Here is a 14,401-nt window from a genome sequence, read left to right as displayed (position 1 = left end):
GTTGCTCAGATTCTGCTAGAACAATATTACGATAAGGTGTATAAAAAGGACGCATATGCGTATCGTATAGTATCTAAATTTTTAAAAAAATTCTCTTGTAGCTTGTGGGTTTCATTGTTTGCCTAAGGCTCGGAATTTTTGGCAAAAAATAGGGGGGTAGAATCCCCACTCGCCTCTCTTCTCACTCGTCCCTCAAAATAGTCTTTTGTGTCTAACTTTGTGTCTTTTGTGCCTAAAATGCAATTAAAACTAAAAAACTACAAACATCTACATCGATTTTAATTTTTTCAAAAAATCCTCTCGTGTGGGCACAATTGTGAATATTATAATAAATCGTATGGGCAGTCAAAAAGCAAACAAAAGCTTAATAGGGAGTAGCACATCTAAATCCTATTAAGCTTTTATCAACAAAGCTTAAAACAAACATTAAGGAGAGAAAAATGATTAGGACAACAAACCTTTATGCGAGGGGCAATAGGCTATATATCAGTGCTTACACAGATTATGGCAGAGTGCGAATAGCTACAAAGCTAGAGGATACGCCAAAAAATAGAGATTATGTGAAAGCAAATGCACAAAATATCATCTTTAGTCATTTTGGTAATCAACAAACACAGATCCAAAAAGATGTTAGCAATTTGAGGTTTGATAGGATAGGTTCTGAGTTTTTAAACACTTTAGAACATATCAGGGAAACAACTATGCTTGGTTATAAATATAGCATGAAGCAAATTGTCTCATTCTTTGGCAATAAAGACATACGAGTTATCGGCAAAAGCATTTATCAAGACTTTTGCAATAACTCACCAAAAAAATACACAGTATTACTAAATCGCATTTTTTCATACTGCAATGAGACTTACAATACGGATCTTAAAATGATTAAGCGCAAAAGAAGTGTGACTAGTTTTATAAATACACAGCAAAAAGAACTCTTTAATCTCGCACAAGTAAAGACAATTTTAGAAAATGCAAGTGGTGAGCTATCCCTCTACTTGTCAATAGCATTTTTTACAGGAGCTAGGACAGGAGAGATTTTGGCATTACGCTGGGAGGATATAGATTTAGATGAGGCAAAAATACAGATTAACAAATCTTGTAATGCTTTAGGTAAAACCACGCTACCAAAAACATCCACTTCAATGAGATTTATAGACATCATACAACCATTGAAAAATATTTTATTAGCACACAAAAAAGAAAGTGGCAATCTATTTAGTCTCTCAAGGAACACGATACGAAAAAGATTTAATACCCTACTTTCAGATCTAGGACTTCACAAAATAACACTCTATAGCACACGCCATACTTTTGCGTCTCTTATGCTTAGCAATAATGAAGAGCCATTGTGGGTTGCTTCTATGCTAGGACATAAAAATCTAAACATCACCTATTCTTTTTACGCAAAGTTTATACCTGAAAAAAAGAATAGAGCAATGTTTTTAAATGACATCTTGGCAGCACAAGGAGAGTAGGAAATGGAAAATATAAAAGAGGTGAAAATTACTAAAAACAGCAAAGTTTGGAAACAAGAGCCATATATCTTTGGCAAAAGTGGCATACGCTACTCCACTAAATACTATTATGTGGACGACGAGGGTTTTGTTCGCTTTAGAGGATCGAGGCGTTCGCCAAAACAATTAATAGTTGAAATTGCAGACATTCAGAAAGGGGGTAGAAAATGGACGAGATTACAACAATTTTTATAGCGTGTGAGGATTGTGGTGCGGATAATTTTGTAGAGATTTATGAGGCGTTAGAGATTGGTGAGAATGTCCTAGATTATGAATGCCCTTTTTGCAATAAACAATCTGAAATCTATGTGAATGTATCTTTTGGGTAAAGCAATGGCATATCAATTCAAAGAAAACAAAATCAATGTAGAGCTAACAAACATCTACATCGATAAAAAAGACTTAGATTTTTTGCAAGAGGTGGCAGATTTTTTTCACATAAGCAGGTCAAAGGTGCTAAGCATTAAGCTACAAGGTGGTGATTATGAAAGATTTGAAAACAGAATCAGAAAATACAACAAAGCAAAAACAAATAAAAAAATTTTACTTAAGCAAAAAAGAGCTAAGGCGTGTAAAAAGAATTTGCAAGAGAGAGGGCATATCTGTGAACTCTTACCTTACTTCGCAGATTTTGGAGCTTAAGCGTCTATGCCGACAAAACACACTTTTTTTAGGATAAGGAGGTAATATGCAATTTCATAGTTTTAATGTAAATGTCGCAAAAAAGGTTGGTGTAAATAAAGCGATTCTACTCCAATATATAGAATTTTGGGTAGATAAAAACAAGGCAAACAAAGTATTAATACACGAGGGTAAGGCTTGGGTATATCATACAGCTAGTGGATTTGAGGAAATCTTTAGCTATATGAAAGCCAATACTATCGCGAAATATTTAGTGGAATTAGAAAAAGAGGGGTATTTACATAGTTCCCAAAATATAGAAAAAGGCAAAAATCGAAACAATAGGGTCAAGTATTATACACTTGGTGATGCGTATTTCTCTATTACAGAGAAAGAAGCACAAAATCAAAATGAATGCGCAAAAAATCAAAATGAACCTGCACAAAATCAAAATGAATGCGCAAAAAATCAAAATGTATATAATGATATAAGTTTAGAGAATAATAATATCTCTAAGAGTGAAGTTACAAAAGAGTTAGATAAACAAGAGTTAGATAAACAAACTTTATATCGCTACTCTGACAAAATTGATGATTTTTTTGCAAAAACTTGGGAAATCTATCCAAGAAAAGTCGGAAAAAAAGAAGCCAAAGAGAAATTTAAACGCAAGATTACAACTCACGACATCTTTGTCCAGCTATTGAACTCCATAAGGTGGCACAAAGAAAATGTGTGGGTCAAAAACATTGCTCAAGGCAAACTGGAATTCATTCCACATCTAGCCACTTTCATAAACAAAGAACGCTACCTAGATGAACAAGAAAACACAAGACAAACTCCAAAGCCACAAACTATGCACACGCAAGTAGATGTGCGTGATGATATTTTGCTAGAGAGAGCAAAAGAAATGGAACGCCAAAGAGCCAAAGAGAGCGGTCAAGAATATAACGCGTTGAATGTGAGAGAAAATTTCAAAACACTAAAGGCACAGGAGGAAAAATGTTTGAGAGAATTATTTTGAGTGATTTTGAAAGAAGCAAGTTTGATGAGCTTATAGAATCGCTTGGTTGGTTAGATGATCACAAAGAAATCATTGATGACTTTACGCTAAGCGTAAGTCTTGAGAGGACAAGAATAGGATTTGCGAGGGCGTGTGATATTTTGCTAAATATGCTTAAGCATAGAGCAAAAGAAAAAAGCAAGAATTTTCGCATAGAGAATAAAGAGTTAAGTGATTACGAAAAAGAATATCTCTTAACTAAATATTGCTTTTTGAAAACATACGCAGTTCTACCAAAATGGTTTTTAGAACTTTACTAAGGAGAGAAAATGAAAAGGGATTATTTTTTGGAATTTTCAAAGTTTTTGGCAAAAAACAAAGAACATTTGCCATACACGAGCATACAAAAGAGCGTAGAAAATGAGGGAGTAACACATATTTTTTGGACACACAATGGGTTAGATTTACTTTTAATTGTTGAACCGCTTTGCGATCGTGTGGAATGTGTGGTTTGTGGAGGAATTTTTAGGCTAAGTATTTATAGCTCACAAATAAAAGAATACACGCCCAAAAAAATATTTGACACACTTGAAAAAAGATATACAAGTCTTGTCAATGACATTAATGAAACAATAAGTAGTCTGCAAAGGCAGATTTCATCTGCTAGATTATGTAGCAGATTAAAAATGGCAAAAATAGGAGTTAGCAATGAAAGAGATTAAAGTAGGATACTATGAAAATGGGAATCTAAAGTATGAAGCTCCATTTGAGAATGACGAACAACATGGCATAGAAAAGTGGTATTACGAAAATGGCAATACAATGTGGGAAATCCCATTTGTAAATGGTAAGCGACATGGCGTTGCAAAATATTATTATGAAAATGGGAATTTAGAATATGTAAAACCATATATCAATGGGCTTATACATGGCGTTGTAAAAGAATATTATATCAATGGAAAATTAAAGAAAAAGACCCCATATAAGAATGATGAAATACATGGCGTTGCAAAAAGGTATTATGAAAATGGGAATGTAGAGTATGAAATTCCATTTGAAAATGGCAAACAACATGGCATAGAAAAGTGGTATTACGAAAATGGAGAATTAGAATCCGAGATTCCATATATCAATGGCAAACGACATGGCGTTGTAAAAGAATATTACGAAAATGGCAACCTAATGCATGAGATTCCATTTGTAAAAGGTAAGCGACATGGCGTTGAAAAAGAATATGATATCAATGGCAATTTAAGGCGTGAAGTCCCATTTGAGAATGGTGAAATACATGGCGTTGTAAAAGGTTATTATGAGAATGGGAATCTAAGATATGAAGTTCCATTTAAAAATGACAAGAAACATGGCGTTGTAAAAGAATATGATAAAAATGGAAATGTAGAATGTGTAAAACCATATAAGAATGACAAACAACATGGTGTCGCAAAAGGCTATTATGAGAATGGGAATATAGAGTATGAAACTCCATTCAAAAAAGGCAAACGACATGGCGTTGTAAAAACATATTATGAAAGTGGGAATCTAAAGTATGAAATTCCATTTAAAAATGACAAGAAACATGGCGTTGTAAAAGGCTATTATGAGAATGGGAATATAGAGTATGAAATTTCATTTGTAAAAGGCAAGAGACATGGTGTTGAAAAATGGTATCACGAAAATGGCAATTTAAGGAGTAAAACCCCATTTGAGAATGGTGAAATACATGGTGTGGAAAAAAAATACGATGAAAATGGACAGCTACGCAGTAAAAGTCCATTCAAAAATGACAATAAACATGGCGTTGTAAAGTGGTATGATGAAAATGGCAACCTCATAAAAGAGGCTCTCTATGAAAATGGAGAACTAAAAAAAGAATCTTTAAATGTAGGAGTTAGCAATGTCGGCAATTGAAATAAAACGCTATACAAATGGCAGTGGGTGGATTGAAATTCCATTTCTCAATGGAAAAATACATGGCATGGAGAAGTGGTATGATGAGTATGAGAATCTAGTGCAGGAGTTTCCATATATAAATGGCAAGAAACATGGTGTTGCAAAAAGTTATTACAAAAATGGGAATCTAAAGTATGAAGCTCCATTTGAGAATGGCAAACAACATGGCATAGAAAAAAGTTATTATGAAAATGGGAAGCTAAAGTGGGAAACTCCATTCAAAAAAGGCAAAAAACATGGCATAGAAAAAAGTTATTATGAAAATGGAAAACTAAAACACGAAACCCCATTCGAAAATGGTAAGCCACATGGCGTTGCAAAAGGTTATTATGAAAATGGGAATCTAAGGCATGAAATCCCATTTGTAAATGGCTTAATACATGTCGTTGCAAAAGAATATTATAAAAATGGGAATATAGAGTATGAAACTCCATTCAAAAAAGGCAAAAAACATGGCGTTAAAAAAGATTATTATGAAAGCGGAAAGCTAATGTGTGAGATTCCATTTGAGAATGACGAAATACATGGCGTTGTGAAATGGTATGATAAAAAAGGAAGGCTTATGAGTGAAATCCCATTTGTAAAAGGTAAGCGACATGGCGTTGAAAAAGAATATGATGAAAATGGACAGCTACGCATTGAAACTCCATTCAAAAAAGGCAAGAAACATGGTATGGAAAAAAAAATACGATGAAAATGGCAACCTCATAAAGGAAATTCTCTATGAAAATGGAGAACTAATATATAATAAAATCATCTGGAGTATTAGCATGACAGAGATTCAAACAGAATTTCATGAAAATGAGAATGTAAAAAGTGAGACTTCATTTGTTAATGATAAAAAGCATAGTGTTGCAAAAGGTTATTATAGAAATGGCAATCTAAAGCGTGAGACCCCATTTGTAAATGGTAAGCGACATGGTGTTGCAAAAGGTTATTATGAAAGTGGGAATATAGAGTATGAAATTCCATTTGAAAATGATATGCAACATGGCATAGAAAAGTGGTATAACGAAAATGGACAAGTAATACACGAAACCCCATTTGTAAAAGGTAAGCGACATGGTGTTGAAAAAAAGTATTATGAAAATGGGAATCTAAGGTGGGAAATTGCATTTGTAAAAGGTAAGCGACATAGTGTTGCAAAAGAATATTATATCAATGGAAAATTAAAGAGTGAGACCCCATTTGTAAATGGCAAACAACATGGTGTTGTGAAAGAATATGATACAAATGGCAATCTAAGGCGTGAAACCCCATTTGAGAATGGTGAAATGTATGGTGTTGTAAAAGACTATTATGAAAATGGAAATTTAAGATATGCAAAACCATTTGTCAATTGGCTTATACATGGGTGTGTAAAAGAATATGATAAAAATGGCAACCTCATAAAGGAAATTCTCTATGAAAATGGAGAATTAAAAAAAGAATCTTTAAATGTAGGAGTTAGCAATGTCGGCAATTGATCAAGAAACAGCGATAACAAATGAGGAAAAAGAATTCATTGAGTTTATGAGAGATGATTCTGCAACAACCTATATTGTAAATGGAACTCTTATTAAAAAACTTTTTATGCAAAACACTGACGAAAAGTTTTTAGATATAGGGAGCGGACTTATACCATTAAAAAGTGATTTCTCAAAACAAAGTGATGATAAGTTAGTGTGGATACTAGTCTATATCAAAGTCCTTTTAGTAGCAGAAATGCAGGAAGAAGATGAAGAAGAGCTTTGAAGCAGGAGGAAAGAATGAAAAAACTAATTAAATGGTATTTTAAGACAGAATACCAAATACAGCTAGATGTATCCTTTAGAATGGTTATAGCATATAGTATGTGCATAATATTTGCGATATTTACATTTTTTTAGCCATTTTTTCTTTTTCAAGAGGGGATATAGTCTCTACGCTATTTATGGTAAGTTTAACCACCATACAAATCTTGACATTAGAGATTGGTTCTTTACAAATCGCTTATGCCATAACAAAAAATGAGGAAAAATACTTCATTAAGTTTATGAGAGATGATTCTCGCATAAACTATAATGTGAATGGAACTCTTATTAGAAAGCTTTCTAATGATAACAAACAAAAATCCTTAGATATAGGACATAAACGCTTAGTTGTAGAAAGTGATTTCTTAAAAGATGACAAGAATCTAATGTTGCTACTAGCCTATATTAAAGTCCTTTTAGTAGCAGAAATACAGGAAAAAGATGATACGAGGAAGAGCTTTGAAGCAGGAGGAAAGAATGAGCAAAATAGAATGGACTGACAAAACTTGGAATGTTATCACAGGTTGCACACAAACTAGCCCAGCTTGTCAAAATTGCTATGCAAAATCGATGACTAACAGATTGCAAGGAATGGCTAAAAAAGGCATCAAGGGTAGTGAAAAATACATAAGCGGTTGGGATAGTGTGATATTCCATACCGATATGTTAGGGCATATTTTTAACTTCAAAAAATATCCTAGTGGGTGCAGAGTCTTTGTGAATTCTATGAGTGATACCTTTCATATTAACATAAGTGATAGCCACTTAAAAATGCTTTTTAATCTAATGGGTGCTAGAAATGATGTAACTTTTCAAGTGCTAACCAAAAGACATATGAGAATGTATAGCTTCTTAATTGAATTCAAAGAGCTACTAACTCCTAATATTTGGTTAGGTGTTACTGCTGAAAATCAAGCAATGGTAGATGAGCGAGTAGATTGGTTAGTGTATTTTAAAAAAGAAATTAAAGGATTTACAGACAAAGATATTAAGATTTTTGTATCTTGTGAGCCACTTTTAGAGAATCTCAATCTAAGCAAATATATAGATAAATTAGATTGGGTAATAGTTGGTGGTGAAAAAGCCCATAAAAAGGGCAGAATAATGGAGTATGAGTGGGTTAAAGACATATACTCACAATGCCAAAAAACCCAAACTCCATTTTTCTTTAAACAATGGGGAGATTGTGAGAAAAAAATCAAATTATCAATGCAAGGTATTGATAATGATCTTTTACACAAAATTGAAAACACAAAAGAATTCAAATGAGTGTCAACGCTGCCAAAAGCACGAGGGGTTAAGGCAAGTCAATAATTTTAGGATTTTAAAAAACATAAGGATATGAAATGTTAGAATTTAATATATTACGCTCAATGGTAGAATATCCACAAGACATTGAGGAATTTTTAAAAACTTTAAAGCCTGATATGTTTTCAAGAAATGCCAACATATTGTTAAACAAAATACAAGAGTTAAACGAACAAGGCATATTACACTTAACAAGTTTAGAGCAAAGCCTAAGCGCAGAGTTTAAGAATAGTGAGTGGTATATTGATTTTTTAAGTGCGAGTATTAATCCAAATTTTTTGCAATACAAGGATATTTTTATACAAAATTATCGTTTAAGTTTGCAAAATAGCATAGGCAACAAACTCTTAAAGGCTAGTGCACAAGGTGAAATTATTGATGTGGATACATTACTAGGTAATGATGTGCAGACGGAGTTTAGGACATTTTCGCAATGGCAGGAATACCTAAATACACGCCCACCACTTCCAAGATTTAAGACACATATTGATTTTTTGGATAGTTGCTTTAATGGCTTTGAGGGTGGTCAGTTAGTTTTGATTTCAGGAGACCCCGAAGCTGGTAAAACAATGTTAGGCACACAGATTCTAGAAAATATATCCAAAACGCACAAGGTGTGTTTCTTTTGTTTTGAATTTACTATCGCTAGTTATATCAAAGCAAAACAACACAAGAGGATTAATACAGAAAATATAATCCTTATTGATAATGGCTATAACATTAATGATATAGCCCACAATATCAAAGAACTTTACAAACAAGGCGTAAATGTGTTTTTGATAGATTCTCAAATGCGTATAGTTAGCCCAAATGGCAGGAATATGGAAGAGGAAGAGAGCCTAAAATTTAGCACGCTTGCAAGGCTTTGTCATTCTTTGGGGATTATTGTTTTTCTCATCGTCCAAACTAGTAAAGGCGATAAGGACAATCCAATGGGTAGTAAAAAGGGAGGACACGAAGCAAGTATCATAATGCGTATAGAGCATTGCAAGGCAAATGATGAGAACTTGCGAGAGTTTAGCGAGAGTGAGAGAATGTTTATTGTCAAAAAAAATAAGCAGACAGGCAAACATTTTAAAGAGAAAGTAAGCTTTCACAATCTCACATTCTCAAGCCTTAATAGCCTAGATAATAATAACGATGAAGCAACAAAGCTTAGCATCGATGAGATAAAACAAACAATAGGAGTTTTTTAATGGAAGTAAAAGAATTTTGTGCCCAACTTAATATTGTAGATGTTATAGGGAGTTTTATCCCACTTAAAAAAGTAGGCATAAACTATCAAGGCATTTGTCCTTTTCACAATGAGAAAACACCAAGTTTTGTAGTTAATCAAAACAAACAAATTTACAAATGTTTTGGCTGTGGAGCGGGTGGCGATGTGCTAACTTTTTTTATGCAGTATAAGAATATGGAGTTTAAAGATGCAGTGTGCGAACTTAGTCAAATTTATAACTTAGCAAATCCACTAAAAAATGGCAAAAGGGAGAGCGAATACAAAAACTTGCAAGAGAAGCTAGAGAACTTATCAAAAATTTTTGTATCAAACTTGCTAGATACCACGCACGAGATACCAAACAAGCTAAGAGAGTATTTAGAAAAAAGGGGTTTTGAAGCAGATGACATAACAAGATTTAGTTTTGGGTATTGCAAAGGCGATGAGTGGAAGCAGTTTTTTAGTCTTAATCAAGCCATAAAAGTTGGTATTGTAAGCCAAAAAGGATTTTGTCTTTTTACAAACCGCCTAACCATTACGCTCTTTAATCAGAGCTATAAGCCCATAGGCTTTGTAGGACGAACACACCCATATTTTAACTTCCGAAATAGCCCTAAATACATAAATTCAAAAGAAAGTGTGATTTATAGCAAATCCAAAAATCTATATAATTTTGCACCAGCAAAGAACCATATCCAACGCACAAAAAAAGTGCTTATCGTAGAGGGCTATATGGATGCATTAAGCGCGTGGAAAATGGGAATTAAAGATTGTGTAGCCACAGGTGGGACAGCGTTTAACAAAACATTTCTAGCGCAGATTGCGAACATTGACCCAGAAATAACATTTTTGTTTGATAATGATGAGGCAGGTCAAAAGAATACACTTAATGCTATACGCGTTTGTATAGAAAATGGCTACATTAATGTGTATAAAGGAAATTTGTTAAACGAAGTAAAAGACTTAGGAGAAGTGCTAGAATCTAAACTTGAGCCAAAGATTACCAAAAAAAATGGCATATCTCATTATTTAAAAGGCACTATAGATAGGCTAGATTCTATCAAGGCAAAAGATAGCTTTGTAAAACAATGGAATGATTTTGTGTTAAAAAATCAAAACCACTTTTTAAGGATTGAACTCATAGAGATAACAAAAAAAGCTTTAGGCATAGACATATCCAAACAAAACATTAATACACAAGGAAAGCAAGATAGTATTCTACATCAAGTCTTTTCAAGTATCATAAATTCTAAGGAATGCGCGTATATAGCAAGTGAACTTATAAAATCCGATGAGTTAGGGGAATATACACAAAGCTATCATCAATTTTGTGAAGGTGTCTTAGACCAAAAGGCACAAATGGTAAATGTAAGTGGAGAAACCTTAAGCACATCAGAATTTGTCAAGGCATTATTTTTTGTCATACATAGCTATTATGATAGACTTATAGACAATGCCAAAGCAAACAAGGATTTTATAAAAGCTAGAGAGTTTATTATAAAAAAGCAAGAAGTTGGTTTTTAAAGGAGAGATGGTTTTTAAAGGAGAGATTTAATTTTAGGTTTGCAAGAAAAAAACTTATATCGTGCGTGTGTCAATCAAGGTCAAAAGAACCATCAAAACTTCTAACGCTTAATTGACAAGTGCAAGTATGCTATTTTTTTATTTATATAAAAAGGGATAAAGATTTTATTTGTAGAAAAATCGAGATTTTTGTTCTACTCCAATTCATCTAAAAGCCTATTGATTTCATCTAGGCTAAGGTTTTGGATTTCCTCATCGGTGGTTTTACTAGAAATCTCTTTACCATAAATGCTTGTTTGCATATCAGCAAATATTTTAGCTACTTTTTCAGCACAGGCTATGATTATAGGGTTTAGTTTAGGATCGTCTTGGGTAGAAGCCATACGCATTAGTCTATCTTTTGCGATGATTGCAGAGAGCGCGATATTTTTTTGTATGTAGTTTAATGTCATTGTTTTTGTTAGAATTTCATCAGTGCTAGATTCTAAGAGATTATCAAGCACTATGTTATCCACTTCACTCACTACACTTCCTAAATTTTGTTTGATTTGATTTTTGATTTTTACTTTTGCTACATCTAAGACTTCGTTTATTCCTTTTGTAACAATAGGATTATTCGTCTCTACTATACTCTCCACAGCTCCACCAGCTACCCAACCATAAGTTTTAACCCAATGTGCCAAAGTGCGATAGCTTATGCCAAAATGGGACGCGACTTCTTTTATGCTTAGATTGTGTGTTTTATAAAAAATTTCAATCTCATTTTTATTTGCAATAGCCATTTTATATCCCTTTATTTTTTGCCATTGATTATATAACAATGCCAAAAAATAAGACAAGGGATATATAAATGGATAAGCAAACTATCTTGCAACATATTAGCAAATATTGCAATGAGGATAACTTAGGGTATGCAGAGTTAGCGTTGCAAAAAGTAGTCAATAATCTCATTTCAGAATTTAGGCAAAATGTATTTTTTTACACTTACCATTTTACAGAGCCTATTGTAAGACTTCCATTTGAAGTAGCATATTTTTTTGAGATAACTATTGATAACAAACGCGTTGAGTTATTGAAATTAGAGAATATCACCCCATATACAAAAGGTGTTGTATTGTTAGATTTTGAGCGATTGCGTATTTATGGCTATGAGAGTGGAACGCTAAACCTTAGTGCTTGTGTGTTTTGGGATAGAAGCAATGATATTCCATTGTCACCAAGCTTTAGTAATGCAATTTTAAGCGGTTGTGAGATTTTGTTAAGACACCACCATTTTGATATGAAACAAATACAATTTTTACAAATACGACACGAGCAAGACAAAGACGAACTAAGAGCATTTTATAACAGAGCCACCACAAAAAGCGCAACACAAAGTCAAAATGTAAGGATTTAGCCCTTAATTTACATTTTTTTAAATGCTAGAGTTTTACGAAAAAAGGAGCAAAAATGGCAAATCAAGATACACAAACTCCAAGCGATCCTTTTAATATCATGGGATTTATGTATAGTATTATTTTGGAGCGTCAAGAACTAGCAACACTTAAGCCAAAGATTGTAGCACTAATCACGCCACAGCTATCACTTATTGAGCCTTTATTAAGTGGGATTGATAATGTCACAGAACAAGAACTCAGAACAGAGCTTTTGAAGCTATGCGAAAATGCACATAGCTCAACACTTGCACAAGATTTTGAGAACTTTAAGCAAAAATTCCCCCAAATCACACCATTTGTGAATATACTAAGCACCAATGATCAAGTGGTGGCTCTTGTAAAAGAGGGTGTAGAGCTAAGCGCACAGGCAAACACACAAACATCAGAGGACACACAACAGCCAAGCGAGGATACACAAACACCACCACAAGATTCAAACTCCACGCAAGACGCTAAAAACTTAGTGCAACAAGCCACCGATGAACTTAAGCAAAGTGGTATAGAACTAGAGGAGACTATCCAAAACCCACCAACCATACAGGTTACACCATTCCCATACCCTATAGATGAAGAGAGACTAGACAAACTTAATACTTTTGAACAGAAGTTAAATGATGCCCTATTAGATTCACAGAGTTTTAGAGAGCATACACGCTTAAACCTAGAGGGATTAAGCGAGTTATACAAAATTTCAAAAGATATTTATAGTTTTTATGAAACACAAATCTCTACACTACTTGTAGCAAATACCGACGCAGAATCATTAAGACAAGAGGTTACACAAACCGCTATTTTTGTAAATCAATGCTTAGAGACCATACAAAATGCCACAAATACCACGCTAAGCATTTACAAAAAATGTGAAGCACATTTAGATTTAGTCACAGAAATTTATACCAAGCTTGATAATAGAGCTAAGAAAATGGATATAGTTTTAGAGGCTATAACTGCTATAAAAGAGCAAATGCAAGACTTACAAGCACTAGAGCTAAGTTTCAAGGTGCTAATCACTAAGGGGGAGGAATTAAGAAACCAAATAAATTCACTTGTGCCAAATATCCTAAATGAAGTCAAAACTGCACTTTTAACAGATAAGGAAAATTATGAAAACGAACTAAATGTGCAAAAGAACACTTACTTGCAAGAGTTAAACACCCTCTATAGTCAAATAAATCAAACTATACAGGATTTTAATACAGACTATGCGATAAAAGAACTTAATATAAACGAGGCTAACGATACAATAGTGCAATTTTTAAAAGACTTAGATGTAAAGGTGCAAGAAGTTAGCACAACACACGCTACAAACCTACAAGCACTAAATGACTTAAGCACACAAAAGCAAGATGAGTTTAATGAGCTAAACACACAAAAAAGAAGTGAGTTTGAGGCACTAGCACAAGCGAAAACAGATGAATATAACCAACACACCGCAGATCTTAACACACTCTATGAGGAAAAGAAAAACGCACTAACTACCCAACACACAGACATAACAAACCAAATCGATACGCTTAAGACTAATACTATAAGGGAAGTTAATCAGACTTTAGAAACTAAGCGCGATACGACTTATAGTGAAGTAGATACTAAGATAAGCACAGCACAAGGAGAGTTAAATGCTACACACACAACGCTAAAAAGCGACCTAGAGAGTTTATGGGAGCAATACCGAAGCAATTTAGACGCAATTGCGTCTGGTGAGATAGCCACGATCAAGACGACTATTGAGACGATACAAAGTAACTTACAAAATTATGGACTAGAGCATACACGCCAGACATTTACAAGCAATGGCACTTATACCGCTCCAAACAACACGCTTTATACATATGTATTTGTGCAAGGTGGCACAGGCAATGGTGTAGCTACAAGTTTTGGAAGTTATGTTAGTGCGGCAGGTGGCACAGGTGGAGGAAGCCAAAAGGGCTTATGCTCTAGCGGAATGTTTAAGATAAACGCAAACGATAGTGTTAATGTCGTCGTAGGAAGTGGTGGCATATGTATTGTGTCCACTGCTACAAAGGTAACAAGTTAAGTAAGCTTGGTAACACAACTTA

17 protein-coding genes are annotated in these 14,401 nt (G+C 33.8%); 16 read left to right on the top strand and 1 reads right to left on the bottom strand.

Going from position 1 to position 14,401, the window contains the following annotated elements:
- Positions 1–440: 440 nt before the first annotated feature.
- From C6H22_RS08230 to dnaG, 14 genes are all read left to right on the top strand, one after another.
- Positions 441–1,475 (top strand): site-specific integrase, encoded by a 1,035-nt coding sequence (locus C6H22_RS08230; protein ID WP_104694792.1) that lies wholly within the window; start codon positions 441–443, stop codon positions 1,473–1,475.
- Positions 1,476–1,681: 206 nt separating this feature from the next.
- Complete coding sequence (locus C6H22_RS08725) at positions 1,682–1,843, top strand: hypothetical protein (protein ID WP_158654685.1); 162 nt, start codon at positions 1,682–1,684, stop codon at positions 1,841–1,843.
- Between the two features lie 4 nt (positions 1,844–1,847).
- The gene (locus C6H22_RS08220; RefSeq protein WP_104694790.1) at positions 1,848–2,156 is read left to right on the top strand and encodes a hypothetical protein; all 309 of its coding nucleotides are present in this window, start codon (positions 1,848–1,850) and stop codon (positions 2,154–2,156) included.
- Positions 2,157–2,202: 46 nt separating this feature from the next.
- Positions 2,203–3,156 (top strand): hypothetical protein, encoded by a 954-nt coding sequence (locus C6H22_RS08215; RefSeq protein ID WP_104694789.1) that lies wholly within the window; start codon positions 2,203–2,205, stop codon positions 3,154–3,156.
- Entirely contained in the window at positions 3,135–3,455 is a 321-nt protein-coding gene (locus C6H22_RS08210) for a hypothetical protein (RefSeq protein WP_104694788.1), read from the top strand. Before C6H22_RS08215 ends, C6H22_RS08210 begins: the two co-directional genes overlap by 22 nt.
- Positions 3,456–3,464: 9 nt before the next feature.
- Complete coding sequence (locus C6H22_RS08205) at positions 3,465–3,857, top strand: hypothetical protein (protein WP_104694787.1); 393 nt, start codon at positions 3,465–3,467, stop codon at positions 3,855–3,857.
- Positions 3,844–5,043, top strand: coding sequence for a toxin-antitoxin system YwqK family antitoxin (locus C6H22_RS08200; protein WP_104694786.1), 1,200 nt, complete (start codon positions 3,844–3,846; stop codon positions 5,041–5,043). Before C6H22_RS08205 ends, C6H22_RS08200 begins: the two co-directional genes overlap by 14 nt.
- Positions 5,030–5,779, top strand: a complete 750-nt coding sequence (locus tag C6H22_RS08195) for a toxin-antitoxin system YwqK family antitoxin (protein ID WP_104694785.1) — start codon at positions 5,030–5,032, stop codon at positions 5,777–5,779. Before C6H22_RS08200 ends, C6H22_RS08195 begins: the two co-directional genes overlap by 14 nt.
- Complete coding sequence (locus C6H22_RS08190) at positions 5,754–6,551, top strand: toxin-antitoxin system YwqK family antitoxin (RefSeq protein WP_158654684.1); 798 nt, start codon at positions 5,754–5,756, stop codon at positions 6,549–6,551. The genes C6H22_RS08195 and C6H22_RS08190 overlap by 26 nt, the downstream gene beginning before the upstream one ends.
- Entirely contained in the window at positions 6,538–6,819 is a 282-nt protein-coding gene (locus C6H22_RS08185) for a hypothetical protein (RefSeq protein ID WP_104694783.1), read from the top strand. The genes C6H22_RS08190 and C6H22_RS08185 overlap by 14 nt, the downstream gene beginning before the upstream one ends.
- A 100-nt stretch (positions 6,820–6,919) precedes the next feature.
- On the top strand, positions 6,920–7,357 hold the full coding sequence (locus C6H22_RS08180) for a hypothetical protein (protein WP_158654683.1): 438 nt from the start codon (positions 6,920–6,922) through the stop codon (positions 7,355–7,357).
- Positions 7,335–8,126 (top strand): DUF5131 family protein, encoded by a 792-nt coding sequence (locus C6H22_RS08175; RefSeq protein WP_158654682.1) that lies wholly within the window; start codon positions 7,335–7,337, stop codon positions 8,124–8,126. Before C6H22_RS08180 ends, C6H22_RS08175 begins: the two co-directional genes overlap by 23 nt.
- A 77-nt stretch (positions 8,127–8,203) precedes the next feature.
- On the top strand, positions 8,204–9,361 hold the full coding sequence (locus tag C6H22_RS08170) for a DnaB-like helicase C-terminal domain-containing protein (protein WP_104694780.1): 1,158 nt from the start codon (positions 8,204–8,206) through the stop codon (positions 9,359–9,361).
- Complete coding sequence (gene dnaG, locus C6H22_RS08165) at positions 9,361–10,905, top strand: DNA primase (RefSeq protein WP_104694779.1); 1,545 nt, start codon at positions 9,361–9,363, stop codon at positions 10,903–10,905. The genes C6H22_RS08170 and dnaG overlap by 1 nt, the downstream gene beginning before the upstream one ends.
- 194 nt (positions 10,906–11,099) lie before the next feature.
- Here the strand turns inward: dnaG and C6H22_RS08160 are convergent, their stop codons facing one another.
- Positions 11,100–11,687, bottom strand: coding sequence for a helix-turn-helix domain-containing protein (locus tag C6H22_RS08160; RefSeq protein WP_104694778.1), 588 nt, complete (start codon positions 11,685–11,687; stop codon positions 11,100–11,102).
- A 68-nt stretch (positions 11,688–11,755) separates the two neighbouring features.
- On the opposite strand from C6H22_RS08160, the gene C6H22_RS08155 reads away from it, so the two are divergent.
- Positions 11,756–12,301 carry a hypothetical protein gene (locus tag C6H22_RS08155; protein WP_104694777.1) on the top strand — a complete coding sequence of 182 codons (546 nt, stop codon included), beginning with the start codon at positions 11,756–11,758 and terminating at the stop codon, positions 12,299–12,301.
- A 53-nt stretch (positions 12,302–12,354) separates the two neighbouring features.
- Entirely contained in the window at positions 12,355–14,379 is a 2,025-nt protein-coding gene (locus C6H22_RS08150; RefSeq protein ID WP_104694776.1) for a coiled-coil domain-containing protein, read from the top strand.
- Positions 14,380–14,401: the final 22 nt, after the last annotated feature.

Source organism: Helicobacter equorum, assembly GCF_900198655.1.
Taxonomy (GTDB): Bacteria; Campylobacterota; Campylobacteria; order Campylobacterales; family Helicobacteraceae; genus Helicobacter_F; species Helicobacter_F equorum.
The sequence above is the reverse complement of the archived record's forward strand: the minus strand, read 5'-3'. Positions and strand labels throughout refer to the sequence as shown.

Coding starts and splice junctions, on each gene's coding strand:
- C6H22_RS08175 (WP_158654682.1), top strand. CDS start 7,335: ATGAGCAAAATAGAATGGACTGACAAAACTTGGAATGTTATCACAGGT.
- C6H22_RS08205 (WP_104694787.1), top strand. CDS start 3,465: ATGAAAAGGGATTATTTTTTGGAATTTTCAAAGTTTTTGGCAAAAAAC.
- C6H22_RS08190 (WP_158654684.1), top strand. CDS start 5,754: ATGGTATGGAAAAAAAAATACGATGAAAATGGCAACCTCATAAAGGAA.
- C6H22_RS08725 (WP_158654685.1), top strand. CDS start 1,682: ATGGACGAGATTACAACAATTTTTATAGCGTGTGAGGATTGTGGTGCG.
- C6H22_RS08160 (WP_104694778.1), bottom strand. CDS start 11,687: ATGGCTATTGCAAATAAAAATGAGATTGAAATTTTTTATAAAACACAC.
- dnaG (WP_104694779.1), top strand. CDS start 9,361: ATGGAAGTAAAAGAATTTTGTGCCCAACTTAATATTGTAGATGTTATA.
- C6H22_RS08210 (WP_104694788.1), top strand. CDS start 3,135: ATGTTTGAGAGAATTATTTTGAGTGATTTTGAAAGAAGCAAGTTTGAT.
- C6H22_RS08220 (WP_104694790.1), top strand. CDS start 1,848: ATGGCATATCAATTCAAAGAAAACAAAATCAATGTAGAGCTAACAAAC.
- C6H22_RS08215 (WP_104694789.1), top strand. CDS start 2,203: ATGCAATTTCATAGTTTTAATGTAAATGTCGCAAAAAAGGTTGGTGTA.
- C6H22_RS08155 (WP_104694777.1), top strand. CDS start 11,756: ATGGATAAGCAAACTATCTTGCAACATATTAGCAAATATTGCAATGAG.
- C6H22_RS08185 (WP_104694783.1), top strand. CDS start 6,538: ATGTCGGCAATTGATCAAGAAACAGCGATAACAAATGAGGAAAAAGAA.
- C6H22_RS08200 (WP_104694786.1), top strand. CDS start 3,844: ATGAAAGAGATTAAAGTAGGATACTATGAAAATGGGAATCTAAAGTAT.
- C6H22_RS08170 (WP_104694780.1), top strand. CDS start 8,204: ATGTTAGAATTTAATATATTACGCTCAATGGTAGAATATCCACAAGAC.
- C6H22_RS08195 (WP_104694785.1), top strand. CDS start 5,030: ATGTCGGCAATTGAAATAAAACGCTATACAAATGGCAGTGGGTGGATT.
- C6H22_RS08230 (WP_104694792.1), top strand. CDS start 441: ATGATTAGGACAACAAACCTTTATGCGAGGGGCAATAGGCTATATATC.
- C6H22_RS08150 (WP_104694776.1), top strand. CDS start 12,355: ATGGCAAATCAAGATACACAAACTCCAAGCGATCCTTTTAATATCATG.